This window comes from Azonexus sp. (assembly GCF_049652925.1).
Classification (GTDB): Bacteria; Pseudomonadota; Gammaproteobacteria; order Burkholderiales; family Rhodocyclaceae; genus Azonexus.
In genome coordinates, this window is sequence record NZ_JBASFI010000005.1 from 201,723 (window position 1) to 227,262 (window position 25,540).

Sequence of the window (25,540 nt, forward strand, 5' to 3'; positions counted from 1 at the left end):
AATGCCGGCACGTGTCAGCCGCCTTTGATTGCGCGCTTCCGACTGAATATGCACAAGCGTCATAAATTCGATGCTGCACTGCGATAAAATCTAGCAACTTTTCTTCTGGGCAATTCCGTGAAAATTCTTGTTACCGGCGCCGCCGGATTCATCGGTTCAACCGCCTCTTTGCGCCTGCTGGCGCGTGGCGACGAAGTGGTCGGTCTCGACAACCTGAACGATTACTACGAAGTCTCGCTCAAGCAAAATCGCCTCAAGCGCCTGACGTCGCACCCGAACTTCCGCTTCATCAAGCTCGACGTGGCCGACCGCCCCGGCATGGACAAGCTGTTCGCCGACGAGAAGTTCGACAAGGTCATCCACTTGGCCGCCCAGGCCGGCGTTCGCTACTCGCTGCAAAATCCGCACGCCTACATCGAGAGCAACATCGTCGGTTTCACCAATATTCTCGAAGGCTGCCGCCATAACAAGGTGCAGCATCTGGTCTATGCCTCGAGTTCCAGCGTCTACGGTGGCAACACCAAGATGCCGTTCTCCGAGCACGACAGTGTCGATCACCCGGTCAGCCTGTACGCCGCGACCAAGAAGGCCAACGAGCTCATGGCGCACACCTACAGCCATCTTTACGGCATGCCGACGACCGGCCTGCGCTTCTTCACCGTCTATGGCCCATGGGGCCGGCCGGACATGGCGCTCTTCCTGTTTACCAAGGCGATTCTTGAAGGTCGTCCCATCGACGTTTTCAATTTCGGCAACATGCAGCGTGATTTCACCTACGTCGACGACATCGTCGAGGGCGTCATCCGCGTGCTCGACAAGAATGCTGCGGTCAACGCTGAATATGACGCGATTTCCGCCGACCCGGCGACCAGCAACGCGCCTTACCGCGTCTTCAACATCGGCAACAACAACCCGGTGCAGTTGCTCGATTTCATCGGAGCCATCGAAAACGCCCTCGGCCAGAAGGCTGAAAAGCGCCTGCTGCCGTTGCAGGATGGTGATGTCCCGGCCACCTATGCCAACACCGATCTGCTCAACGACTGGGTTGGCTTCGTCCCGGGCACGCCGGTCCAGGAAGGCGTCAATCGCTTCATCGCGTGGTATCGCGATTACTACAAGGTTTAAGGATCAGCTATGTGTGGCATCGTCGCGGCAGCAGCCGACAAGAACATCGTTCCGGTTCTCGTCGAAGGTCTGAAGAAGCTCGAATATCGGGGCTATGACTCGGCCGGCCTGGCCGTCATTGCCGACAACAGCATCGAGCGTGTCCGCTCGGTCGGCCGCGTTGCCGAACTGGAAGCCGCCTCGGCCAACACCCAGGCCATCACCGGCATCGCCCACACCCGCTGGGCGACCCATGGCGTACCGTGCGAACGCAATGCCCACCCACACATTTCCGGCACCATCGCTGTCGTGCACAACGGCATCATCGAAAACTACGAATCGCTGCGCACCGAACTGACCACCCAGGGCTACGTCTTCACCTCGGATACCGATACCGAAAGCATCGCCCACCTCGTCCAGGCCACGCTGAAAACCGAGCCTGACCTGCTCAAGGCCGTGCAGATCACCTGCAAGCGTCTGGTTGGTGCCTACGCCATTGCCGTCATCGATCACAACCAGCCGGGCAAGGTCATTGTAGCCCGCGAAGGCTCGCCGCTGCTGCTCGGCGTATCCGACACCGGCAATTATGCCGCCTCCGACGCCTCGGCCCTGCTGCAAGTCACGCGCAACATGGTCTATCTGGAAAACGGCGATATCGCCGAATTGACCGCAGGCAACGTCCGGATTACCCGCCTCGACGGCACACCGGTCCAGCGTCCGGTGCATGTTTCCCAGCTGTCGGCCGCTGCCGTCGAACTCGGCAACTACCAGCACTACATGCAAAAGGAAATCTTCGAGCAGCCCGAAGCGCTGGCCAATACGCTGGAAATCGTTGGCGGCAGCAAGACCATCCAGCCCGGCATTTTCGGTGCCGAAGCCGGCAACTTGCTGGCCGATGTCGACTCGATCCTCATTTTGGCCTGCGGCACCAGCAGCCATTCCGGCTTCACCGCCCGCTACTGGCTCGAACGCATTGCAGGCGTGCCGTGCAATGTCGAAATCGCCAGCGAATACCGCTACCGCACCTCGGTGCCCAACCCGCGCCAGCTCATCGTCGCCATTTCGCAATCCGGTGAAACGGCCGACACGCTGGCTGCCCTGCGCCACGCCAAGTCGCTTGGCCAGACAAAAACGCTGGCCATTTGCAACGTGCCGGAATCGGCTATCGTCCGTGAATGCGCGCTGCGCTTCATCACCCGCGCCGGTCCGGAAATCGGCGTCGCCTCGACCAAGGCTTTCACCACCCAGCTCGCCGCGCTCTTCCTGCTCACGCTCGTCGCCGCCAAGGTCAAGGGCCGCCTGAGCGAGGAACAGGAAGCCACTTACATTCACCAGCTGCGCCACCTGCCGGTCGCGGTCAACAAGGTGCTCGAGCTCGAAGACGAGATCAAGGCCTGGGCTCAGCGCTTTGCCGACAAGCATCACGCCCTTTTCCTCGGGCGCGGTCGCCACTACCCGATTGCCATGGAAGGCGCGCTCAAGCTCAAGGAAATTTCCTACATCCACGCCGAAGCCTACCCGGCCGGAGAGCTCAAGCACGGCCCGCTGGCGCTGGTCGATGCCAACATGCCGGTCATTTCGGTCGCCCCGAACGATCAACTGCTCGACAAGCTCAAATCGAATCTCAAGGAAGTCCAGGCGCGTGGCGGCGAACTCTACGTCTTTGCCGATGCCGACTCGGAAATCCCGGAATCGGACGGCGTGCACATCCTGCGCCTGCCGGAGCACTACGGCGAGTTGTCGCCAATCCTCCATGTCATTCCGCTGCAGCTGCTGTCGTACCACGTGGCGCTGGTCAAGGGTACCGACGTTGACAAGCCACGCAATCTGGCGAAATCGGTCACCGTCGAGTAGGCAGACATTTCAATTTTGGCCATTTTTTCCGGTTGACCGTAACAATGAGCACCTACGCCATCGGCGACATCCAGGGCTGCTACGACTCGCTACAGAGGCTTCTGGAACGCTGCGCCTTCGACCCGGCAACCGACCGCCTGTGGCTGGTCGGTGATCTCGTCAATCGCGGTCCGCATTCGCTGGAAACGCTGCGCCTGATCAAATCACTCGGACCGGCGGCACTCACCGTGCTGGGCAATCACGACCTCTATCTGCTCATGGTCGCCGAGGGCGGCGCCAAGTTTCGCGGCAAGGACGACACGCTGCAGGAAATTCTCGACGCTCCGGACTGCGACGAATTACTCGACTGGCTACGCCACCAGCCAATCTGCCATACCGAGGGTGAATACTGCTTGGTCCACGCCGGCCTGCTACCGCAATGGACGGCCTCCCGCGCCCGCGAACTGGCGCGGGAGGTTGAAGACGCGTTGCAGGGCCCGAATTTCCGCGAATTCATCCTCAACCTGTGGGGCAGTGAACCGGCTGGCTGGTCGGACAAGCTGAGTGGCTGGCCGCGCCTGCGCGTCATCGTCAATGCCATGACCCGCATGCGTTTCTGCACGCTGGACGGCGTCATGGAGTTCAAGGTCAAGGGCAAACTGGCCAACGCACCAGCCGGTCACGTGCCCTGGTTCGATCTGCCAAACCGGAAAAGTGCTGACGCCGTGCTGGTCACCGGCCACTGGTCGGCGCTTGGCCTGAAAGTCACGCCGAATCTGCTGGCGCTCGACTCAGGTTGTCTGTGGGGAGGCCACCTGACCGCTGTCCGGCTCGAAGATCGGCAGGTGTTTCAAGTGGATTGCTCGCCAACGGAAGCCCAGCCGCCAAAGCGATAGCTTCGCGCGCCTCGGCCGCGACCTGCTTGCGGTCTTCACCATTCAGGCCACGCACCGGCGTGGTCACCAGCCGGGCAATCAGCCGTTTTCGGCCAAGGATGGCCGCCGTGCATTGCCCCATCGAAATATCACCGTCGTAACGCGGCGCCAGACTGCGCTGACCATCGAGTTCCCAGTACGAGATCGCCACCGGCAACACCGGCCGCCCGGCGCTCAACGCCGGCTGGATCAGCGCGGCATGAAAATGCAGCAGGCTGCGACCATCGGTGGTCGTTCCTTCAGGAAAAACGGCGACATGCCTTCCCTTGTCGAGAAACTCGGCCACTTGCTCGTTGATCACCTTGGCGTGCCCACGACTGCCACGGCGCAAGAATATCGTGTCGTTCTTCGCCGCCAGCCAGCCGATCAGCGGCCAATGCCGGACTTCTTCCTTCGATACGAAGGCCGCTGGCAACGCCGAGTTGATGACGTAAATATCGATCCACGAAATGTGATTGGCCACCAGCAAGGCGCCCGGCACCGCATGCGTCAGATCGGCCTCGACCTCGACACCAAGCGCGTCGAGCAAGGCAGCCGCCCAACTGGCCTTGAGCGCCAGACGCTTGCGATCGCTGCACAGCGGAAAGACGCACAGCGAAAAAAGCACCCCGCTGATCACCAGCAGGGTGATACGAAGTATCCGGAACGCGCGAATCGCTAAATTGGTCTGGCTCAGTCTATTTATCCCAGGTAATGCTTGGCGTAGCGGCCGGAAACCTTGGCCATCGGCATCAGAATCGGCAGGTCTGCCGTGTTGAAATCAGGATCCCATGCCGGCTCACCGCAGATCCAGGCCCCGGCACGCAAGTAGCCCTTGATCAACGGCGGCGTTTCGGCCGGCAAATCCTGCTGCAGGGCAGCCAAGGGCAGCGGACAGCGCGGAAAAACGCGGTACTCCTGCGGCCCGAGGTGATCGGCAGCCAAGCGATTATACAAGCTGGCCGCCGCGTGGCCGCCATCGGCCATGCTGATCGAGGCGCAGCCCATCAGGTAGTCGTAGTTGTTCTCAATCATGAAATTGGCCAGACCTGACCACAGCAAGGTGATCGTCGCGCCAGTCCGGTAGTCCGGATGTACGCAGGAACGGCCAATTTCGACCAGTCGCGAACGCAGGTACTGCAGGCGGGTCAGGTCGAATTCGTTTTCGGAGTAGTAGCCGACCTGACGGGCATTTTCCGGGGTCAGGATGCGGTAGGTACCGACGATCTCGCTGGTCTGCGTATCGCGCACAACGAGATGCTGGCAGTACGGATCGTAAATATCGTGGTCAACGCCCGGGATGCGACTCGGCAGGTTGGCGCCCATTTCACCGGCAAAAACGCGGTAGCGCAGGCGCTGCGCATCGAGGATATCGCTCTGGCTGCGGGCAAAGCCGACAGCCAGACTCTTCTTTTCGGGACGGCTGCGACCAGCCGCCTTATGGATATTTTCCATCTTTGTTCTCCTTGTGTTCGTGGAGAACAAGTCTGGACGAGCGTTGTTACATGCACTTTGCCCGAAGATGACAGCGATGTTTCATCGCCGCCCGATTACCAGGGTTGGGTGCCGAAGGCCTTGCGGAAACGTTCGGCGATTTCCTCACGGCTTGGCTGATGATTCTGGCCACCACGATGAGCGATTTTGATGGCGCCCATCACCGCGGCCAGACGGCCCGTCGTCAGCCAATCGAAACCGTTGGCGATGCCGTAAAGCAGGCCTGAGCGGTAGGCATCACCGCAGCCGGTAGGATCGAGGATTTCGTCGGCCACGACGCAGGGAATGTCGTGACGCACGCCATCGGCGTAGATTTCAGAGCCTTCACCACCGCGCGTCACGATCAGTGCCTTCAGACTGCCCGCCAGTTGCTCCAGGCTGTGACCAGTCCGGTCGCACAGCAGCTTGGCTTCGTAATCGTTGAAGCAGGCGTAATCAGCCAGCTGGATGAAATCGAGCAGTTCGTCCCCATTGAACATCGGCAGGCCCTGGCCCGGATCGAAGATGAACGGCACGCTGGCATCAGCGAAGTCACGAGCGTGCTGCATCATTCCTTCGCGACCGTCCGGGGCAACGATACCGAGCTTGGCGTTGGCGCTCTCAACCTTGTTGAGATGGGAAAAACTCATCGCGCCCGGGTGAAAAGCAGTGATCTGGTTGTCGTCTAGGTCGGTCGTGATGAAGGCCTGTGCCGTGAAGCTGCCGCTGACCTGACGGACATGGGTGCGTGGCAAGCCAAGCTTGTCGAGGCGATCAAGATACGGCGCAGCATCGTCACCGACGGTAGCCATGATCATCGGTTCGCCTCCGAGCAGCATCAGGTTGTAGGCAATGTTACCGGCACAGCCACCGAACTCGCGACGCATTTCCGGCACCAGGAAAGCCACATTCAGGATGTGAATCTGCTCAGGCAGAATGTGGTTCTTGAAGCGGTCCGGAAAGACCATGATGTTGTCGAAAGCCAGGGAACCGCAAATAAGTGTTGTCATGAGGGATCAGGGATAAAAGATGTAAAGGCGGTAGCCCGAAGCGCCACTTTCCTTGGCTTCGATCCAGAGTTTGACGGCCATTTCGCCGTCAGCCGGAAAGGCATCGGAAGTCGTGCCGGGCGGCAAGTAATCAGCGGCATACATGACCCGCCGTGATACCACGGCATCATTGGTATCGGTCAGGCTCAATTCCAGCGCCGGCCAGGCTTGGGCGTAGCCGGCCCGGTTCTTCAACGTGGCTTGCAGCACGAACAGGCCACGAGCGTTATCGGCTTGCAGATCGGAGGTTTCAATCGACACCAGCGCCGAATTCCGCGGCAAGGGAATGTCGACCGCAGCAAGCTCATAGAGCCCCACCGTGCTGGGGAAACGCAGCGAAATGTCGGTGCGGAAATAGAACAGCAGCTGGCCGAGCAGACCGATCAACAGCAAAACAGCAACGAGGACAAAGGGCCAGACCGCTCGCTGAGTCGATTCGTTATCGAAGCCACCCAAACCATCGCTGGCGAGAGTTCCGGCCAACCAGCGGTTGCTAGATGCCGTATCTGCCAGTTCACGTGAGGCAACCAAGCCGGCCTGACGGGCCGCCTCGGTCGACTCCTCGGGAGATTCGATCAGGGGTTCGGCGAGCGGCTCCTGAATCAACTCCGGTTCAGTCGTAACAGGCTCCACGGATGGCTCTACAGCCATGGGCGAAAAATCCTCGGGGACGACATCGGCAGGCTGTTCAGGCTCTTCGTTTGGCGAAATCTCTGCGGCGGCAGTCTCGTCAACGACTTCAACCGGCAAATCTGCGGGCCACTCTGCCAGCGGCGCGTCCGCTTCGACTTCCGGCGCCTCAATTTCCGGCTCGTCGAACGGGGTCTCAGGCTCCGGAGAACCCGATTCTTGGTGCGGAACCGGCTCCTCGACTGGCGGCGTCTCGATTAATGGCTCGTGATCCTCGCTGACCAGTGCATCAAAAGCATTGAATACGGCTTGGCAGTGGCCACAACGAACCTTGCCCGCCCTCAGCCGCAACTGCTCGGTCGTCACACGAAAAACCGTGCTGCAGACCGGACAGCGCGTCCGCATCAAGGCTTGCTTCCTTCCAGACACACCCAGTCTTCGCGCGTATCGGCGACCTGCATGGGCAGCCACTGAGCGTAGATGGCGATGATTTCTTCCGCCTGCTCGCGGAGGATGCCGGATAGTGCCAAACGACCGCCGGAACGGACATGGGCGCAGATAGCCGGCGCCAGAACGCGAAGCGGATTGGAAAGGATATTGGCCACGACAACATCATACTCGCCAGCGACCGGCATTGCCGAATCGGCAAATAGTGCGACCACGCCATTGCGCTCGGCATTCGAACGCGCCGCGTCGACTGCCAGCGGATCAATATCGACGCCAGCGACGCGACCAGCCCCCAGCCGGGCGGCGGCGATGGCCAGAATGCCTGAGCCGCAACCATAGTCGAGTACGGAGCAGCCTTCGGAAACGTTGCGCTCGAGCCATTCCAGACAGAGTCGGGTGGTCGGGTGCGAACCGGTGCCGAAGGCCATGCCCGGGTCGAGAATCAGATTGACCGCAGCCGGGTCCGGTGTTTCATGCCACGACGGCACTATCCACAGGCGCTCCGAAACACGGATCGGATCGAACTGGGACTGGGTCAGTTGTACCCAGTTCTGTTCTTCCACCGTTTCAACCGTGTATGTCGGCGCCTCACTCAAGCCGATAGCTGCAGTTGCCTCGCCCAGCAGGGCGTCGATGTCGGCATCCGGCTCGAGCAGGGCGACAATGCGCGAATGCGTCCAGCCAGAACTCGGCAAGGACCCTGGTTCGCCGAAGAGCGGCTGCTCGTCCGGCGTGCCGGCATCGGCATCCTCAATGCTGGCCGACAGCGCGCCCGCTTCAAGCAGGGCGTCGCAAATCGGCTCGGCATGCGAGGCATCGGTCAGGAAGCTGACACTTTGCCAAGCCATCGCTTAAAGCTTCACTTCGCCCTTGTCGGCGAGTTTCTGTTCGAGGTAGTGAATGCTCGTGCCGCCTTCGACGAAACGCGCGTCCTGCATCAGTTCCTGATGCAGCGGGATATTGGTCTTGATGCCCTGAATGCTCATCTCGGACAAGGCTATACGCATGCGGCGAATGGCCTGATCACGGGTGTCGCCATAGGCGATGACCTTGGCGACCATCGAGTCGTAATGTGACGGCACGGTATAGCCCTGATAAATGTGCGTATCGACCCGGATGCCGGGGCCACCGGGCGGGTGATAAAACTCGATTTTGCCGGGACAGGGCACGAACGTGAAGGGATCTTCAGCGTTAATGCGGCATTCGATGGAATGGCCACGGAAGACGATGTCCTTCTGCTTGTAGCGCAGCTTCTCGCCGGCAGCGACGCGAATCTGCTCCTGGACGATATCGACGCCGGTGATCATTTCGGTCACCGGGTGCTCGACCTGAACGCGGGTGTTCATTTCGATGAAATAGAATTCGCCGTTCTCGTAGAGGAACTCAAAAGTACCAGCGCCCCGATAGCCGATCTTGCGGCAGGCTTCGGCGCAACGCTCACCGATACGGGCGATCAGGCGTGCCGGAATGTGCGGTGCCGGCGCCTCTTCGATTACCTTCTGGTGTCGGCGCTGCATCGAGCAGTCGCGTTCGCCGAGGTAAATCGCGTTCTTGTATTCGTCGGCCAGCACCTGGATTTCCACGTGACGCGGGTTTTCCAGGTACTTTTCCATGTACACCGCAGGATTGTTGAAGAAGCTGCCAGCCTCCTGCTTGGTCATTCCCACGGCATTGACCAGCGCTGCTTCGGTGTGCACGACGCGCATGCCGCGACCGCCACCGCCACCAGCGGCCTTGATGATGACCGGATAACCGACGGCCCGGGCAATCTTGACGATTTCCTTCGGATCGTCGGGCAATTCGCCTTCGGAGCCGGGCACGCAAGGCACCATGGCTTCCTTCATCGCATTTTTGGCCGACACCTTGTCGCCCATCAGGCGAATGGTTTCAGCCCGCGGACCGATAAAAACGAAGCCCGAAGTTTCAACGCGCTCGGCGAAGTCGGCGTTTTCCGACAGGAAGCCGTAACCCGGGTGAATCGCCTGGGCATCGGTCACTTCCGCCGCCGAGATGATCGCCGGGACGTTCAGGTAACTCAGTGACGAGGAGGCAGGTCCGATACAGACCGATTCGTCAGCCAGCTTGACGTATTTCGCGTCACGATCGGCCTCCGAGTGCACGACCACCGTCTTGATGCCAAGCTCACGGCAGGCACGCTGAATACGCAGCGCGATCTCTCCGCGGTTGGCGATAAGAATCTTTTCAAACATGGCCATATCAGCCAATCACATAAAGCGGCTCACCGAACTCCACCGGCTCGCCATTCTCGACCAGGATGGCCTTGACCACGCCCGAGGCATCGGACTCGATCTCGTTAAGTAGCTTCATGGCCTCGATGATGCAGAGGGTTTCGCCCTGCTTGACGGTCTGGCCGATCTGCACAAAGGCATCAGCACCGGGCGACGGCGAGCGGTAGAAGGTACCGACCATCGGCGACTTGACGATGTGACCTTCCGGCAATTCATCCTCGTCATCGAGGTTGACCGCAGAAGCCGCCGGAGCAGCACCCGGTGCCGGCATGCCAACCGGCATGGCGTATTGCTGCATCATCGGCTGGGCCGGCATGGCGTAGTGCTTGGCGATTCGGACTTTTTCTTCGCCTTCGGTCACTTCCAGTTCGGAAATACCTGATTCCTGAACGAGGTCGATAAGTTTCTTGAGTTTACGCAGATCCATGGAGACTCCCTTCTGTGTTGCGCCCGTCGGGCACAAGTGTCCGGCCAGAGCCGGACTATTCAATATTAAGCTTGTTAAGCAGATATTCGAGGGCTAGCAAGTAGCCCTCATGACCCAGCCCGCAGATGACGCCGACAGCCAGGTCCGAAAAATACGAGTGATGACGGAACGGTTCCCGCGCATGCACATTGGAAAGATGCACTTCGACAAACGGAATTGCCACCGCCGCAATGGCATCACGCAAGGCCACGCTGGTATGCGTGTACGCCGCGGGATTGATGATAATGGCACGGACACCCTGTTCGCGAGCCGCATGAATGCGCTCGATCAGCGCACCTTCATGGTTGCTCTGGAAGGCCTCCAGATCAACACCAGCCGTTTCGGCCATGCGCGCCAACGACATGTTGATGTCCGACAGGGTTACCCGGCCATAATGTTCGGGCTCACGTGTGCCAAGCAGGTTCAGATTCGGCCCGTGGATGACTAGGACACGAGGCTTTTCGACCGGCTTGGAAGCTGTTTTTCGCTTCGTCATAGCTGCAAGTTTGCCGCAAATAGCTGCAACTTGTCTAGTCTATTCCTTTAGTAAGGCACGCAGGGCGTCGGCCCGGATGCGCTCGTGCGGACGGCCATCGTGATGTTTCAGGCTCACGCGCTCCATGTTCGGTGGGAGAATGATCAGGTCTGCGTCAGCCGTATCGGTTTCCATGCGTAGCACGGCCTCGACCCGTTCATTTCGCGATTCTACATGCGCGACGTCGATGGCGCGATTGAGCAGGAAGATCTCGACCTCCTTGGCGCTATCGGCAAAGAGCAGGATATCGATGTGCGAATGCTCGCCGGCCGTGCCATCGAGCACCGAGCCGGTCAGGTAGGGATTGAAAATCGCCAGCAAGTCGAGCAGCTCGAGTGCCGTGTGGCGTAGCAGCCCGAGCAGTTCCTCATGTTCTTCGCCCTGATAAAGACTGCGATAGGCGCGCAACTCGGCTTCGACCTCGGCGTTATCCGGAAAAGCTGAATTGTCGGGCAGCCCCAACTGGCGGGCCGCTTTCTTTTTGGCGTGGTGATAATCGGTAATGCCGTCTTCCGCCATCAGGCGGGCGGCGGCGCTGGCGATGCTGGCCCGCGTGCCGGGGCTCGTACGTTGCCGTTCATGACGGGCCATGGGGACTCGATCAAGGTAAAATCGCCCCCATTCTAACGGCTCGAACTGAAATGCACATTCACATTCTCGGCATCTGCGGCACTTTCATGGGCGGCGTTGCCCAACTGGCGGTCGATTCCGGCCACAAGGTCACAGGCTGCGACGCCAACGTCTATCCGCCGATGAGCGACCAGTTGCGCGGCGCCGGCATCGAGCTGATCGAAGGTTTCGACGTCGAGCAACTGAAGCTGGCGCCGGACGTCTTCGTGATCGGCAACGCCATTTCGCGTGGCAATCCGCTGCTCGAAGCCATTCTCGACAAGGGCCTGCCCTATGTTTCCGGGCCGCAGTGGCTGGCCGAGAACCTGTTGCAGGGCCGCTGGGTGCTCGGCGTCGCCGGTACGCACGGCAAGACGACGACGGCCTCGATGCTGGCTTGGATACTCGAGGCGGCCAACATGGACCCGGGCTTCCTGATCGGCGGTGTACCGCTGAACTTTGGCGTCTCGGCCCGGCTCGGTGGCACACCGTTCTTCGTCATCGAGGCCGACGAATACGACACGGCCTTCTGCGACAAGCGTTCCAAGTTCGTCCATTACCACCCGCGGACGGTCGTCCTGAACAACCTCGAATTCGATCACGCCGACATCTTCACCGATCTGGCCGCGATCGAGACACAATTTCACCATCTCATTCGCACCCTGCCACAGTCCGGCCTGATCGTTTCGAATGCCGCCGAGGCCAGCCTGGATCGCGTTTTGCAGCGCGGTTGCTGGACGCCTGTGGAACGCTTCAACGCCCCGGACGGCTATCGCGTGACAGGTGACGACGCCCGCGGCGAACTTGTTTTGCACTCGCCGGACGGCAGGGTCCGGCGCACGGTCTGGGGATTATCCGGTGACCACAATCGGGCCAACGCCTGCGCCGCGCTGCTCGCCGCCCGCCATGTCGGTGTGCCACTCGAGCAAGGGCTGGACGCACTGTCGCGCTTCGAGAATGTCAAACGGCGCATGGAAGTGCGCGGCGAAGTGCGTGGCGTGACGGTTTACGACGATTTCGCGCATCATCCGACTGCCATCGCGACGACGGTTGCCGGCCTGCGTCGCAAGGTCGGTAAGGCCCGCATCCTGGCCGTGCTCGAACCGCGTTCGAACACGATGAAACTGGGCACGATGAAGGCGCAACTGCCGGACAGCCTGCGCGAAGTTGATATGGCTTTCTGCTACGCCGGCAATCTGGGTTGGGATGCGCGCGAGGCGCTGGCGCCAATGGGCGAACGCGCTGTCGTTGAAGATGACCTGGCCCGACTGGTCGACCAGATCGTCATCAACGCGCAACCGGGCGATCACATTCTGGTCATGAGCAACGGCGGCTTTGGCGGCATTCACGGCAAGATACTGGCCGGATTGACGGAGTAGCCTCCCTTTCGGCTGAACTTCCACGGTCGACCGGAAAAAACGACCAAAAATAAAAAAGGCGCGGCGAGGTAAGCCCTCCCGCGCCTTTTTGTTGTGCCGAGCTTAGCGCTCCATGGACTCCACGACGGCCAGCGCAGTCATGTTGACCAAGCGACGCACGGTGGCGGTCGAGGTCAGCACATGCACCGGACGGGCCACGCCGAGCAGGATGGGGCCAATGGTGACGCCTTCGCCGCCGGTCATCTTGATCAGGTTGTAGGAGATGTTGGCAGCATCGATATTGGGCATGACCAGCAGGTTGGCCTCGCCCTTGAGCGGCGAATCCGGGTTGGCTTCACGGCGCAGGTCTTCATTGAGCGCCGAGTCGCCGTGCATTTCGCCATCGACTTCCAGCTCGCCGGCCGACATCGCCGAGACCAGCCCGGCGGCGACGCTCATCTTGCGCGCCGACTCGGAATTGGCCGAACCAAAATTGGAATGCGACAACAGCGCCACCTTCGGATGGCTGCCAAAACGCTTGACCTGTTCGGCCGCCATCAGAGTCATTTCAGCGATTTCCTGGGCATTCGGGTTTTCATTCACATGCGTGTCGCAGATGAACAGCGAACGGCCCGGCAGCATCAGATAGTTCATTGCAGCCAGCGTGCTGACGCCGGGGCGCTTGCCGATGATCTGGCTGATCACGCCGAGGTGATGACTGTACTGGCCGGTCATGCCACAGATCATGCCGTCGGCGTAGCCGAGTTTGAGCAGCATGGCGCCGATCACTGTCGGCTTGCGCCGCATGGCTTCCTTGGCGATGGCCGGGGTGATGCCCTGACGCGCCATGGCCTTGTGGTAGGCGGTCCAGCATTCGCGATAACGCTCGTCGGATTCCGGATTGACGATGTCGAAATCAACACCCGGCTGGATACGCAGCTTGGCTTTTTCGAGACGATGCTCGATGACACCCGGACGACCGATCAGGATCGGACGCGCGAATTTTTCCTCGATGACCACCTGAGCGGCGCGCAGGACGCGCTCGTCTTCACCTTCTGCGAAAATGATGCGCTTGCCCTTGGCCTGACGGGCGGCCTGGAAGATGGCACGCATGCCGACGCCGGTGTGATAGACGAACTCGGACAACTTGGCACGGTAGGCATCCCAGTCGGTGATCGGCCGCGTCGCGACGCCCGAATCCATGGCGGCCAGGGCAACAGCCGGCGCGATCTTGACGATCAGGCGCGGATCGAAGGGTTTCGGGATCAAGTATTCCGGGCCGAAAGACAAGTCGGCGCCCGGATAGGCCATGGCCACTTCGTCGGTCACTTCGGCTTCGGCCAGTTCGGCGATGGCGCGAACGGAAGCCATCTTCATCTCTTCGGTGATGCGCGTGGCGCCGACATCGAGTGCGCCGCGGAAGATAAACGGGAAACACAGCACGTTGTTGACCTGGTTCACGTAGTCGGAACGGCCGGTGGCGATGATCGCATCCGGGCGGACTTCCTTGACCAGTTCCGGCATGATTTCCGGAGTCGGGTTGGCGAGCGCGAAGACCATCGGCTTGTCGGCCATGGCCTTGACCATGTCCTGCTTGACAACACCGGCAGCGGACAGGCCGAGGAAAATATCGGCGCCGACCAGCGCTTCGCCGAGCGTGCGGATTTCGGTGTTCTGGGCGTAGCGTGCCTTGGTCTCGTCCATGCCACCCGGGCGGCCAACATAGATGACACCCTTGGAGTCGCAAATGGTGATGTTCTCACGCTTGACGCCGAGATCGCACCACAGATTAACGCAGGAGATGGCGGCGGCACCGGCGCCGGAGACGACGACCTTGACCTCGTCGATCTTCTTGCCGACGACCTTCAGGCCGTTGAGCATGGCAGCACCGGAAATGATCGCGGTGCCGTGCTGGTCATCATGAAAGACCGGAATATTCATCCGTTCCTTGAGCTTCTGCTCGATGTAGAAGCACTCCGGCGCCTTGATGTCTTCGAGGTTGATGCCGCCGAGCGTTGGCTCGAGGGCGGCAATCATGTCGATCAGCTTGTCCGGGTCGTTCTCGGCCAATTCGATGTCGAAGACGTCGATACCGGCGAACTTCTTGAACAAGCAGCCCTTGCCTTCCATGACCGGCTTGGAGGCCAGCGGGCCGATATTGCCGAGGCCGAGCACGGCAGTGCCGTTGGTGACGACACCGACCAGATTGGCCCGCGAGGTGTACCAGGCGGCAGTCGCCGGATCTTCAACAATCGCATCGCAGGCGGCAGCAACACCCGGAGAGTAGGCCAGCGCGAGGTCGCGCTGATTGGTCAGGCCCTTCGTCGGGCGGACTGAAATCTTGCCCGGGGTGGGCCAGCGATGGTATTCGAGAGCGGCTTCGCGCAGATCCTTTTCCACGGATTCTCCTGGGGATTTAGGTATTAGGGAAAACCCGTTAGGGTACTCCAATCGTTGCGCCGCTGGAAGTGTAATTCATAATTACAGGGTTAAAATCGATGGCTTATGGTCAGGCGCAGGCTTCTCGGCTCGGTCGGATGAACATGCCGATCGTCGACCGCGGCGCCCTCGGAGGCAAGTTGCGAGTCGTACCAGTATTCGATGTCATTCGCCTTGCGATCGAAGAGGTTGTACACGTCGAGCGCCAGTTGCGTCCGCGGGTTGAACCTGTAGCCGACGCGCAGGTTGGTCAGCGCCGAAGATTGCGAACGTACCGAGTTGTCCTCAATCAGCGGCCGCGGCCCGAAGTAGCGCAGGCGTACGGCACCGAACCAGGGACCGAGGTGATCGAGGGTCAGCCCGATGTTGGCCGTCGTCGTCACCGCGCCGGGAATGTAGTCGCCGACCAGCGGGTCGTGGTCGCGGAATCGGGCATGCGACCAGGCGAGGTCGGCATCGATGGCCAGCCAGTCGGAGAGCACGTACAGATTGGTCCATTCGACGCCGTAACGGCGCGACGGGCGGGAAGCTTCTGTCGTCCCGGCATCGCCGACAAAGAGCAGTTCGGAGGCCGAATCGAGTTGCCACAGGGCGATGGTCGACTGCCAGCCCGGCACAATTTCCGAACGCAGGCCGAGTTCGTAACCCTTGGTCCTGACCAGCGGCTTGACCGACTGCACCGGCGTCACGCCATCGGTCGGATCGACGCGGATGGTCGTGCCGCGCGCGTCGTTGGAGTGAAAGCCGTGGCCGTAGTTGAGGTAGAGCTCGGTCTTGCGCCACGGCCCGAAAATCAGCGACAGCTTGGGCGTCACCATCTGATCACTGGCTTTTCCTGAATTTGCCGCCAAATTGCTGTCGACCGTGAAATCGTAGGTGTCGGCGCGCAAGCCCTGTACGGAGCGGAACCAGGGGGTCCACCGCGTCTCGTTCTGCGCCCACAGCCCCAGGCTACGCTGCGTCACCTTGTCTTCACGGATCGTGCTGATCGTTTGCCGAGCGCTGGTCGCATACAGTCCGACCGGGTTCAGGTCATCAACCCGCCCCTGCAAGCCGATGCTGTTCTCGACCGCGAAGCCACCCCACTGATCGAACATCGCATGCGAGACGGCGAAGCCGCCGGCCTGACGCCGTTCCGCCTGCTTGAACTGGTCACCGGTGTTGCAGCTGCCGGTCGCTGCCATGTCGTTCAGGCAATACTGGAAATTCGACCACAGATCGAGATCGGACTTCAGCCACCAGACATTCGCCTTGCTCTGCGCATTTTCCCAGCGCTTCGCCCACTCGCCGGACAGGCTGTAACGACGCGTCTCGCCGCCGGTGGTCGGGTCGAGCGAGCCAAAACGGTCGACAGCGCCGCTGGAAATGGCGCGCTGCGCAATTTGGTCGGTCGATGTCCACCGGCCCTGATAGGCCATGCCGGTAATCGAGAAGCCGTCGTTGCGCGTGCCCTGGCTGTAACGCAGCACACCGTTGATCTTGCGATAATTCTCGGCAACCTCCCACGGCCCGTCGTTGTGGAACAGTTCCAGCGCGTAAAGCAGGTTGCCGCCAGCCAGTTCCGGCGAACCGGCGAGCAGGCTGCGGGCGTAGCCGCCCTGGCCGAGCGTGACCTGCGCCAGCGTGCCCTCGATCTTGCGGAAGTAGTCGATATGCGCGGCGCCGGCTGACGAGAAGTCGCCTTCCTCGGCAAAGTACGGCCCCTTGCGGAAAGTGATGCGGTCCACCAGTTCGGGAATCAGGAAATTGAGATCAGTGTAGCCCTGGCCATGCGCATGGCTCGGCATATTGACCGGCACGCCGCCAATATAGGTGGCGAAATCGGTACCGTGGTCGAGATTGAAGCCGCGCAGGAAATACTGGTTGGCCTTGCCGTCGCCAGCGTGCTGGGTAACGATCAAGCCGGGCACCATTTCGAGCGCCTCGCCGGGGCGCAGGATGGGCACTGCCGCCAGCCGCTGGCTGGAAACCACGCCTTCGCTGCCCGTGCTGGCGATGCCTTCGAGATTTTCGGCTTTGGCGCGGACTTCGACGGCAGATAGTTCGACCGATTCGTGCGCCACGACACTCGTCATGGCGAGGATCAAATATGAATTAATTATTTTTCGTCTTAATCTCATCGCTTAAAAAAGCCGGTTACCCGGCCATCCCCCATCGTTAGTGATTAAACCGCCACTGGTCGGCGCGTCAGGCGCACCGCTGCAATGAAGCTCAGGGCGATGATCGCCACCAGCGAAAAACCGAATATCAATTCCTTGCCCTCGCTCCAAGCGTCGACCGCCGGCGACAGCATCTTGGCGGCACCAAAAGCAGCGACCAGCAGACTGACACCCGACACCACCAGCCCCATGACGCGCGAGGCGATGAGCGCCACCTGGTCGGCCCGGGCAATAAGCCTCGCGATCCACAGGCCGTTGATGCCATCGGTCAGCAGCATGCCGAGCATGAAGAGCAGGGCGAGCACCAGCGCGTGTTCCCAGCCGCCGAACTGGGTGGCGGTCAGGGCGAAGAAGGCGGCTTGCGACAGGGTGTCGAAGGACAGGGCGAACAGGGCGCCGACTAGCGCGATGAGCGCCGGGTGCGAAACATGGCGCAGATTGCCGAGCAGGCGACCTTTGAGACCGACAGGCTGAACCATTTCATGCGGTTCGGCCGACAACACGGCAGCCAGATTAAGGCTGCCGAGCGCGACGAGAAAGGCGATGGAAATCACCGCCCCCAGCGTGCCGAACCATTCCGGCACTTCCCATTGCCCGGCCAGCGCCGAGACGCCAAGGGCAATGGCCATGACCACGGCTCCGTGGCCGAGCGAGAACAGCGTGCCGCAATAGCGCGCCAGACCCGGCCGGGTGCGGGCGTTGTAGCGGGTCAGGCCGTCGATGGTGGCCAGATGGTCGGCGTCGAAACCGTGCTTCATGCCGAGCACGAAGGTCAGGATCAACAGCGACAGCCAATCGGAGGGAAGAGGTTCCATGGGCTCTGTATGAAATTTGTGGCTATCTTCATACAAAGACCGTGCCAGATCAATAAGTCATTGTTCGTATTGATTTCACGATCCGGAAACCGGACGAAATACCGGCCAACTGGTCAGTGACTTTCCACCGGCAGTGCAAGGATGAATTCCGCTCCACCACCCGGAATGTTGCGGGCGCTCAGTTTGCCACCATGGCGCTCGACGATGCTGTAGCTGATCGACAAGCCAAGACCGGTGCCCTGACCGACCGGCTTGGTGGTGAAGAAAGGCTCGAACAGGCGCCCCAGATGTTCCTCGGAAATGCCCGGGCCGTTGTCGGCGAACCGCAAGGTGACCATGCCGTTCTCGATGCCGCCGATGATGGTCAGGCTGGGTTCCGGCTGGCTGGCCGTGGCGTCGCAGGCGTTCTGAACCAGATTCATGACAACTTGCTGCAATTGGCCGGACGAACCGGAACATTTCAAATTTGGCGATATTTTCGTGTTGACCGTGAAACTCGCCGCCGCGCTCTGCACGACCCAGCGCACCGAACGTTCGACGACCTCGTTGAGGTTGACCTGTTCGGGCGTCATTTTGTCCACGGCCGAAAAGCGTTTGAGCGCATCGACGATGTCACGCGTGCGCTCTGCCCCTTCGATCATGCCGTCGATCAGGTGCGGCATGTCGGCGAGGATACGATCAATGCGCAGCTCCTGGCGCATGGCCTGCAAGGCGCCGTCTTCAGCGGCATCGCTGGCGTGCACCGCGCCGAGGTAGCTTTCGAGCCGGCTGGCGTAGCGCTTGAGCGACATTACATTGCCGAGCACGAAGCTGATCGGATTGTTCAATTCATGCGCCACACCGGCGACCAGACGACCGAGCGAAACCATTTTTTCGGCGTGCAGCAACTGGCTCTGCGTCCGTTTCAAATCGTCGTGCGCCTGGCGCAAGGCGGAATAGGCGCGGCGCAATTCGCCGACCGGCCGGCCGGTGACCACCATGCCCATGAGCTTGCCGGTCTGCGACAGGCGCGGCGTGCAGTTCATCGACACCGGCACCGTCGAACCGTCGCCGGCACGCAGGAAGAACTCGCAGTCATGAGCGCCTTCGCGGCCGAAGCGGGCAAAGATGTCGCGCGCCTTGGCCCGTTCGACATCGTCGGCGAAGAGGTCGAAGACCGGTGTCTTTTCCAGTTCGCCGGCAGTCTTGCCCGAGATGTGGAGCATCGAGGAATTGACCTCCTCGATGCCGCCGTTGCGGTCGCAGACAATCAGGATGTCCGACATCGAGGCAAGGACGCTTTCGATGAACTGGTGCGACTCTTCGAGCGCGGCGTTCTTTTCTTCGAGGGCGACTTCGTATTGCAGGAGGTCGTTGTAGACTTCGTCCATCTTCTGGATGACTTCGATCCACGCCTGCTCGCCGCCCGGCGGCAGCGGCGAGTCGCCGGAAAGATCAGCGGGCGGGACGATAGTGGACATGCGCTTCGCCGTGGTCGTCGTGGGCGTGATGATGTTCCGCTTGGAGCGCGATGACATTGAGTTTGCCGTGGCGGACGCCGCTTTCAGCCATCAGGGCATCGGCGAACTGGCGGACATCGGCCGTCGCACCTTTCAGGATCACCGATTCCAGACAGTTGTCGTGATCGAGGTGACTGTGCATCGCCGCCACCGTCAGGTCATGGTGGTCGTGCTGCAGGCTGGTCAAGCGCTCGGCCAGTTCGCGTTCGTGGTGGTTATAGACGTAGGACAGGTTGGCGACGCAGTGGCCGGAGGGCGTTTCGCGCAGGCGGTCGCTCTCGATGGCGCCGCGAATCAGGTCGCGCACGGCTTCCGAGCGGTTGCTGTAGCCGCGGGCCGCGATCAATTGGTCGAATTCCTTGGCCAAAGCCTCATCCAAAGAAATTGTGAAGCGTTCCATGTTCTTTGCTCCGTGCTAAATACGGCCTTAAAACGCGATGCTAGGATGGCCCTCACCACATTCTAACGTCTCGCTCCAATGACCGCTGCCCTCGATACCGAACTGATCCGCGCCGCCCTGCGCAAGGTGGTCGACCCCGAGGTCGGCGCCAATATTGTTGATCTCGGCCTGATCTACCGCATTGAAGTCGACGGCAACAAGCTGCTCATCGAAATGACGATGACCTCGCCGGCCTGTCCGATGGGCGAAATGATCGTCGAGGACGCCTACGCCGAACTCGACCGCATCCTGCCGGCCGACTGCCAGCCAGAAATCCGCCTCGTCTGGGAACCGCCCTGGGCGCCGTCGATGATGAGCGAAAAGTGCCGGCTAAGCCTGGGCTGGGACGAGGCGGACAACGCTTAATGGCTGACCTCAAACCCGGCGGCCGCTTGCCGCTGCTCTTTTTCGGGATGCTTTCGCTGCTCGGCGGCGTCATGGCCGGCCTTGCTCGTCTTGGCTGGGATGTGCCGGGCCCGGCCATGCAGGCGGCCGGCGTGCATGGCCCGCTCATGATCGCCGCCTTTTTCGGCACGGTGATCAGCCTCGAACGTGCCGTCGCGGCTGGTCGGAACTGGGCCTATCTCGCCCCGCTGGCGGCCGGGGCCAGCGGCATTGCGCTGCTCGCCGGCGCCCCTTTAATACTTGGCCAGATCCTCGGCAGCCTTGGCGCGCTCGGCCTGATCGCCGCCAGCGCCGTTGCCCTGCGCCGTCAGGTCGCCGTCTTCACGATCATCCTGACCCTGGCCGCCGGTTGCTGGCTGGTCGGCAATCTGCTCTGGCTGGCCACCGGCAACGTCAGCGCAGCTGTACCGTGGTGGCTGCTTTTTCTCGTGCTGACCATCGCCGGTGAACGGCTCGAACTGACGCGTTTTCTGCCGACGCCGCCGCTCGCCCAAAAGCTGTTCCTCGCCATCGTCGGTGTGCTGCTGCTTGGTGCAATGGCCGGACTCGAGCGCCTTTTTGCCGGCGGACTGATTGCCCTCGCCCTCTGGCTGCTGCGTTACGACATCGCCCGCCGCAACATCGCCACCGCGGGCCTGACCCGCTTCATTGCTGCCTGCCTGCTCTCCGGCTACGCCTGGCTTTTCGCGGCCGGCTTGCTCGGACTGGCCGGCGCGTTTACACCCGGCCATGAATGGCGCGATGCGGCCCTGCACGCCATCGGTCTCGGCTTCGTTTTTTCCATGGTCTTCGGCCACGCCCCGATCATTTTCCCGGCCGTCACCCGCATCAAGATTCCCTACCACCCGGCCCTTTACCTGCCGCTTGCGCTGCTCCACCTGACACTGGCGCTACGCATCTTCGGTGGCCTGGGCGGCAATTTTGTGCTGCGTCAGCAGGCCGCGCTGCTCAACGGGTTGGTCCTGGTGGTTTTCATTGCAACGCTGGTCACGCTAGTCCGCCGTAACGCCAACCGAGGTGCCCGATGAAACGCCACGCCGCCCTGCTGCAACTCTCGCGCGAACACCACCACGCCCTCAAGCTGTCCCGACTGGCCCGCTTTGCCAGCGACGCCGGCCATGCGCTGGCCATCGCCGAGGCGGCGGAAAAGATTATCGAGTCTTTTCCCGAAGTGCTCGAACCCCATTTCCAGAGCGAAGAAAATGACCTGCTGCCGGCGCTGGCCGCGGTTGGTGCCAACGAGCTGGTGGCGCGCACGCTGGCCGAACATGCCGAGTTGCGCGAACTGAACCGTCGCCTGGTCGAGCCGGACAGCGAAATCCTCGCCCGCTTTGCTACCTTGCTCCACGACCACGTCCGCTTCGAGGAACGTGAGGTGTTCGAGACAGCGCAGCAACTGCTCTATCCGGAGCACTGAATGCTCCAAAGAGGGGCACAAATTGTCAGGTTTCCACGGTCAACCGGAAAAAACCGCCAAATTTGAAACTGCTTTTTGCTGCTCGCCAAAGCTGTTAATCACCTTGTACCAAGGGTTTACGCTCTTGTTCGACGCCCATGACCCGACACCGGGAACGAAATATGCGTGACTGAAACCGTAGCACGCTGGATCCGTTAACCGGTCTAAAAGCGCATGGAGGAAGTCATCATGGCACACAGTGAAATCCGACTCTCGGTCGCTGAAGAGCGCACCATCTACGATGTGGCAGCCATTGATCGCGCCATGGAAGAAGCCGCCGGCAATCGCAACGAAGCGCTGGCCACCCTCTACGACAAGATGAAGCAGCGCGGCGGCGGCCGTTTCCTGATCCGCCCGACCGGTGCCGACATGATCGACGATCTCTACGACACCTGCCCCAATTTCAGCGACGTCATCGACGATCTCAAGAAGTACGTCGCCCTCTCGGTGGCCGGCAACGAGCCGATGAGCTTCACCCCCATCCTGCTGCTCGGCGAGCCGGGCATCGGCAAGACCCATTTCGCCCGCGAACTGGCCGCCCGCCTCGGCACCGGCCACGAATTCATCTCGATGAGTTCGCTGACCGCCGGCTGGGTGCTGTCCGGTGCCTCGGCGCAGTGGAACAACGCCAAGCCCGGCAAGGTGGCGCACACTTTGGTGCATGGTGACTACGCCAACCCGATCGTCGTCCTCGACGAAATCGACAAGGCCGGTGGCGATTCGCGTTACGACCCGATGGGTTCGCTCTACGGTCTGTTGGAACATGACACAGCGCGCGCTTTCAAGGACGAGTTCATCGACATTGACATCGATGCCTCGCACATCCTGTGGGTGACGACGGCCAACGACGAACGTTCGATTCCCGAGCCCATCCTCAACCGCATGAACGTCTACGAAGTGCCGCGCCCGGACCACGATGCGGCGATCAGCATCGCCGCCGCGCTGTACCGCGAAATCGTCGGCCAGCACGACTGGGGGTTCCCGCCGGAAGCCGACGAGGCGGTACTCGAAAGGCTCGGCTCGCTGCCCCCACGAGACATGCGCAAACGCCTGCTCGCCGCTTTCGGCACGGCTAAGCTGGAAGGCCGCAACTGGCTGGAAGGGCGGGATTTCGAACAGGCCCGCATGGGGCGGAGCCGGAAGATCGGCTTCTGAATGCGGGGCGCGAGTCGGCGCCCCGGTTCAAACCTCTTCGATGCGCACCGACACCGGAAAATGGTCGCTGTAGCCGTCGAGATTGACGTTTTCAGCCACGTCGCCACTCGGCAGCCCGAAGCGAATCGGCCCTTCGCCGACGCGATGGCTGACCATCGGCGGATAGGCCTCGATGCGGGCGCTGCCGTCGACCGTGCGCCAGCCGCTCTTGCCGGTCAGCAGGCCCGTTGAAATCAGGATCTGATCGAACAGGCTGGCATCGCTGCCGAAGTACAGCGTGCCGTTGAGCAGGCGCTGGTTGCCCTTGCGGTCCTGCGTCATCACCGTCAGGTATTCCCAGCTCAGGTTGTAGAACTTGGCGCTCCGCGTCCGCGTCACATCACCCTTGTCGCGCAAGCCCTGAGCATGGATGGTGACGGATCGGTCGAAGGGTTCGTCGTTGAAGTCGCCGAGCGCGATGACGGCGGTGTTGTCACCCTTGATTTCCCGAATCCGCCCATGCCAATAGGCCAGCGTTTCGCCCGCCGTGGCGCGGAAACCGGCCGAATATTCCGCCCCGTCACCGGTCGACGACGAGCGCGACGGCCAGTGATTGGCCAGCATGACGAGTTGCTTGCCGGACGGCGCGACGAAGGTGATCTGGGTAATGTCACGCGTGCCGGTCTGGCGCATGACCCAGTGCGAAAACAACTCATCCATCTTGGCGGTAAACAGCCTGGCGTCAAACAGGAAAGCGGTGTCGACGCCGCGTTGATCGCGGGCCGAATCGACATGAACGAGCTGGTAGTTGCGCGCCGGCAGGGCCTGATTGAGCTGATCGGCCAGGGCCTGCAGGGCAAAGCGGTTTTCAACCTCGCAGACGCCGAGAATATCCGGGCCGGCACCATCCTTCATGCGAACGATGATCGAAGCAAGCTGGGCGATTTTTCGCTTGAACAGCGTCTCCGACCAGCCCTTGAGATCCTTCTGCATAGCCTTGGCGATCCACGGCTCGCGCGCTGGATAGCCTTCGGGGGCGAAGAGGTTTTCGAGATTCCAGAAGGCAACGAGAGCGGACATTTTGGACTCCTTCGGTAGCGCCCGAGGCGATCAAACCCCGTACGGCAACAGTTTCAGTCTAATGAGCAAGCGTGGAAATTACCAAGTCATTTTCCGCCGGTCCTGCGGTCAATCGAGACGCTGGAAAACGGTCGTCGCGCCATCGCGCTCCTGCAGCTTGAACTCCTTGCGCTCGACGGTGAGCACCGGCGTCGGATCGTCGATGACACGGCTGCCCTGCTTGACGCTCCAGATGATTTTCTTGTCGACGTAGCGCCAGACACCGTATTGCAGGATGGTGCCGTCGTCCCGGCGGATTTCCCACTCGCCGTTGGCGGCAAGATGGATGGGCGTGACGGCGCGGGAGGACTGCCATTTGCCGACAAAATCGCTGGCCTTGATCCGCTCGCAGCCGGCCAGTACGACGATAAGCAGACTGCCGACGAGGAAACTGGCGATCCGCCGAAGCCGATTTTCGGCGCTGATCCCGGTTTGGCGCAGGCGACGGGAAATCACTCGCCGGACGAAAAGCTGCGGCCGCGGAAACGCTCGATTTCGCGTTGCCGGCGAGCCAGGTCTTCTTCTTTCACCCGTCGTTCGGCCTCTTCCTTGCGGCGGATATCTTCTTCCCGGGCCCGTTCGGCTTCTTGCTCGGCGCGCCGAAGATTGGCCGAAACTTCAGCCCCCAGGCGTCGTGACTCTTCCTCGAAGCGGCGCTGATCACGTTCCTGCTGCTCGACAAGGCGCTGCTGCTGGCTTTCCTCACGCTCGGCCTGCTCCTTGCGCTTCATGTCGGCCAGCAGCAAATCCGCCTCGGCCCTGCTCGCGGCGCGAATGCCGTAGGTCTGGTAGAACTCCTGGAGATAGATCTTTTCGGCCGCCGGCGACGCCGGATCGCCGCCACCGTACGCCGATGCCCGCTGGTAGGCCATGAACACGGCACTGATCTGGACGACCATGCCGAAGATCATCAGCCCGGCGATGATGGTAAGCAAACGGCGGATCGGGCTCCATTTCGTCGGCTCCATTGCCACTTCAATATGCAGAGGCTGGTCCGCCCCGCCGGGTGCGTTGCCGCGCGTGGTCAGGCCGGCGTCGTAATCCGAACGGCGCGACGGATTGGAAAGGACCTCGTAAGCATGCTTGACCAGCTTCAGGCGAAAGGCCGCCTCGGCGGCGCCGAGCGGGTTGTCGGCCGAGCCCAGCTCGCGCGAAAGTCTGAGGTAGGCGGTGCTGATTTCTGCCAGATCAGCGTGCGGGGCCACTTCCAGCAAGTCGTAGTAGGTTGTTTTCTGCTTCATGCGTAGCGTTTTCAGGCCGGACTAGTGACCAAGCATACCAAATGCATGAGACGGATACCACGTTCGCCGTCCGGCAGAGGAGTCATCGCGGGATTTCAATTTTGGCCGTTTTTTCCGGTTGACCGTGGCCTCCCACGGTCAACCGGAAAAATCGCCTGAATTTGAAA

Annotated in this window: 24 protein-coding genes and 1 pseudogene; 8 read left to right on the forward strand and 17 right to left on the reverse strand. The window is 61.2% G+C overall.

Translation table 11 applies throughout. The annotated features are described in order from the left end of the window. The first annotated feature begins 117 nt into the window (after nt 1-117). From WBK19_RS02590 to WBK19_RS02600, 3 genes are read left to right on the forward strand one after another with little or no spacing between them, the layout of a single operon-like run. Nucleotides 118-1,125, forward strand: coding sequence for an NAD-dependent epimerase (locus WBK19_RS02590; RefSeq protein WP_511286675.1), 1,008 nt, complete (start codon nt 118-120; stop codon nt 1,123-1,125). 9 nt (nt 1,126-1,134) lie between these two features. Further along, complete coding sequence (gene glmS, locus WBK19_RS02595) at nt 1,135-2,958, forward strand: glutamine--fructose-6-phosphate transaminase (isomerizing) (protein WP_511286677.1); 1,824 nt, start codon at nt 1,135-1,137, stop codon at nt 2,956-2,958. 44 nt (nt 2,959-3,002) lie between these two features. After that, nucleotides 3,003-3,833, forward strand: coding sequence for a symmetrical bis(5'-nucleosyl)-tetraphosphatase (locus tag WBK19_RS02600; protein WP_511286679.1), 831 nt, complete (start codon nt 3,003-3,005; stop codon nt 3,831-3,833). A gap of 190 nt (nt 3,834-4,023) precedes the next feature. Here the strand turns inward: WBK19_RS02600 and WBK19_RS02605 are convergent. From WBK19_RS02605 to WBK19_RS02645, 9 genes and pseudogenes are all read right to left on the reverse strand, one after another. Continuing rightward, nucleotides 4,024-4,491: pseudogene (locus WBK19_RS02605) on the reverse strand (lysophospholipid acyltransferase family protein); the annotation flags it as partial. A gap of 62 nt (nt 4,492-4,553) precedes the next feature. Continuing rightward, nucleotides 4,554-5,306, reverse strand: coding sequence for a GNAT family N-acetyltransferase (locus tag WBK19_RS02610; RefSeq protein WP_511286681.1), 753 nt, complete (start codon nt 5,304-5,306; stop codon nt 4,554-4,556). A gap of 95 nt (nt 5,307-5,401) precedes the next feature. Beyond that, nucleotides 5,402-6,334 (reverse strand): carbohydrate kinase family protein, encoded by a 933-nt coding sequence (locus WBK19_RS02615; RefSeq protein WP_511286683.1) that lies wholly within the window; start codon nt 6,332-6,334, stop codon nt 5,402-5,404. Between the two features lie 6 nt (nt 6,335-6,340). Then, a complete protein-coding gene (locus WBK19_RS02620) occupies nt 6,341-7,408 on the reverse strand; it encodes a DUF3426 domain-containing protein (RefSeq protein WP_511286727.1) in 1,068 nt (355 codons plus the stop codon). Next, nucleotides 7,408-8,298, reverse strand: a complete 891-nt coding sequence (prmA, locus tag WBK19_RS02625; protein ID WP_511286685.1) for a 50S ribosomal protein L11 methyltransferase — start codon at nt 8,296-8,298, stop codon at nt 7,408-7,410. The genes WBK19_RS02620 and prmA overlap by 1 nt, the downstream gene beginning before the upstream one ends. 3 nt (nt 8,299-8,301) lie before the next feature. Beyond that, nucleotides 8,302-9,660 (reverse strand): acetyl-CoA carboxylase biotin carboxylase subunit, encoded by a 1,359-nt coding sequence (accC, locus tag WBK19_RS02630; RefSeq protein ID WP_226496439.1) that lies wholly within the window; start codon nt 9,658-9,660, stop codon nt 8,302-8,304. 7 nt (nt 9,661-9,667) lie between these two features. Beyond that, on the reverse strand, nt 9,668-10,126 hold the full coding sequence (gene accB / locus WBK19_RS02635; protein WP_511286687.1) for an acetyl-CoA carboxylase biotin carboxyl carrier protein: 459 nt from the start codon (nt 10,124-10,126) through the stop codon (nt 9,668-9,670). A 55-nt stretch (nt 10,127-10,181) separates the two neighbouring features. Next, entirely contained in the window at nt 10,182-10,661 is a 480-nt protein-coding gene (gene aroQ / locus WBK19_RS02640) for a type II 3-dehydroquinate dehydratase (RefSeq protein WP_511286689.1), read from the reverse strand. Between the two features lie 39 nt (nt 10,662-10,700). Then, nucleotides 10,701-11,291, reverse strand: coding sequence for a hypothetical protein (locus tag WBK19_RS02645; protein ID WP_511286691.1), 591 nt, complete (start codon nt 11,289-11,291; stop codon nt 10,701-10,703). 50 nt (nt 11,292-11,341) lie between these two features. Between WBK19_RS02645 and mpl the strand changes: the two genes are divergently transcribed. Beyond that, complete coding sequence (gene mpl / locus WBK19_RS02650) at nt 11,342-12,688, forward strand: UDP-N-acetylmuramate:L-alanyl-gamma-D-glutamyl-meso-diaminopimelate ligase (protein WP_511286693.1); 1,347 nt, start codon at nt 11,342-11,344, stop codon at nt 12,686-12,688. 102 nt (nt 12,689-12,790) lie between these two features. Here the strand turns inward: mpl and WBK19_RS02655 are convergent, their stop codons facing one another. From WBK19_RS02655 to nikR, 5 genes are all read right to left on the reverse strand, one after another. Continuing rightward, nucleotides 12,791-15,067: an NADP-dependent malic enzyme gene (locus tag WBK19_RS02655; protein ID WP_511286695.1), complete on the reverse strand. Its 2,277-nt coding sequence runs from the start codon at nt 15,065-15,067 to the stop codon at nt 12,791-12,793. 89 nt (nt 15,068-15,156) lie between these two features. Beyond that, nucleotides 15,157-17,181 carry a TonB-dependent receptor gene (locus tag WBK19_RS02660; RefSeq protein WP_511286697.1) on the reverse strand — a complete coding sequence of 675 codons (2,025 nt, stop codon included), beginning with the start codon at nt 17,179-17,181 and terminating at the stop codon, nt 15,157-15,159. 89 nt (nt 17,182-17,270) lie between these two features. After that, nucleotides 17,271-18,080 (reverse strand): HoxN/HupN/NixA family nickel/cobalt transporter, encoded by an 810-nt coding sequence (locus WBK19_RS02665; RefSeq protein WP_511286699.1) that lies wholly within the window; start codon nt 18,078-18,080, stop codon nt 17,271-17,273. 113 nt (nt 18,081-18,193) lie between these two features. Beyond that, entirely contained in the window at nt 18,194-19,540 is a 1,347-nt protein-coding gene (locus WBK19_RS02670) for a PAS domain-containing sensor histidine kinase (protein WP_511286701.1), read from the reverse strand. Further along, nucleotides 19,515-19,979 (reverse strand): nickel-responsive transcriptional regulator NikR, encoded by a 465-nt coding sequence (nikR, locus tag WBK19_RS02675; protein WP_511286703.1) that lies wholly within the window; start codon nt 19,977-19,979, stop codon nt 19,515-19,517. Before nikR ends, WBK19_RS02670 begins: the two co-directional genes overlap by 26 nt. Nucleotides 19,980-20,057: 78 nt before the next feature. Between nikR and WBK19_RS02680 the strand changes: the two genes are divergently transcribed. The 4 genes from WBK19_RS02680 to WBK19_RS02695 all read left to right on the forward strand — a co-directional run bounded on the left by WBK19_RS02680 (nt 20,058) and on the right by WBK19_RS02695 (nt 23,034). Then, the gene (locus tag WBK19_RS02680; protein ID WP_511286705.1) at nt 20,058-20,384 is read left to right on the forward strand and encodes a metal-sulfur cluster assembly factor; all 327 of its coding nucleotides are present in this window, start codon (nt 20,058-20,060) and stop codon (nt 20,382-20,384) included. Further along, the gene (locus tag WBK19_RS02685; RefSeq protein ID WP_511286707.1) at nt 20,384-21,451 is read left to right on the forward strand and encodes a DUF8744 domain-containing protein; all 1,068 of its coding nucleotides are present in this window, start codon (nt 20,384-20,386) and stop codon (nt 21,449-21,451) included. The genes WBK19_RS02680 and WBK19_RS02685 overlap by 1 nt, the downstream gene beginning before the upstream one ends. Beyond that, nucleotides 21,448-21,840, forward strand: a complete 393-nt coding sequence (locus WBK19_RS02690; protein WP_511286709.1) for a hemerythrin domain-containing protein — start codon at nt 21,448-21,450, stop codon at nt 21,838-21,840. Before WBK19_RS02685 ends, WBK19_RS02690 begins: the two co-directional genes overlap by 4 nt. A gap of 228 nt (nt 21,841-22,068) precedes the next feature. Beyond that, the gene (locus WBK19_RS02695) at nt 22,069-23,034 is read left to right on the forward strand and encodes an AAA family ATPase (protein WP_511286711.1); all 966 of its coding nucleotides are present in this window, start codon (nt 22,069-22,071) and stop codon (nt 23,032-23,034) included. Nucleotides 23,035-23,061: 27 nt separating this feature from the next. Here WBK19_RS02695 and WBK19_RS02700 read toward each other — a convergent pair whose 3' ends face one another. From WBK19_RS02700 to WBK19_RS02710, 3 genes are all read right to left on the reverse strand, one after another. Continuing rightward, on the reverse strand, nt 23,062-24,093 hold the full coding sequence (locus tag WBK19_RS02700) for an endonuclease/exonuclease/phosphatase family protein (protein ID WP_511286713.1): 1,032 nt from the start codon (nt 24,091-24,093) through the stop codon (nt 23,062-23,064). A gap of 108 nt (nt 24,094-24,201) precedes the next feature. Next, nucleotides 24,202-24,588: a hypothetical protein gene (locus WBK19_RS02705; RefSeq protein ID WP_511286715.1), complete on the reverse strand. Its 387-nt coding sequence runs from the start codon at nt 24,586-24,588 to the stop codon at nt 24,202-24,204. Beyond that, nucleotides 24,585-25,373 carry a DnaJ domain-containing protein gene (locus WBK19_RS02710; protein ID WP_511286717.1) on the reverse strand — a complete coding sequence of 263 codons (789 nt, stop codon included), beginning with the start codon at nt 25,371-25,373 and terminating at the stop codon, nt 24,585-24,587. The genes WBK19_RS02705 and WBK19_RS02710 overlap by 4 nt, the downstream gene beginning before the upstream one ends. Nucleotides 25,374-25,540: the final 167 nt, after the last annotated feature.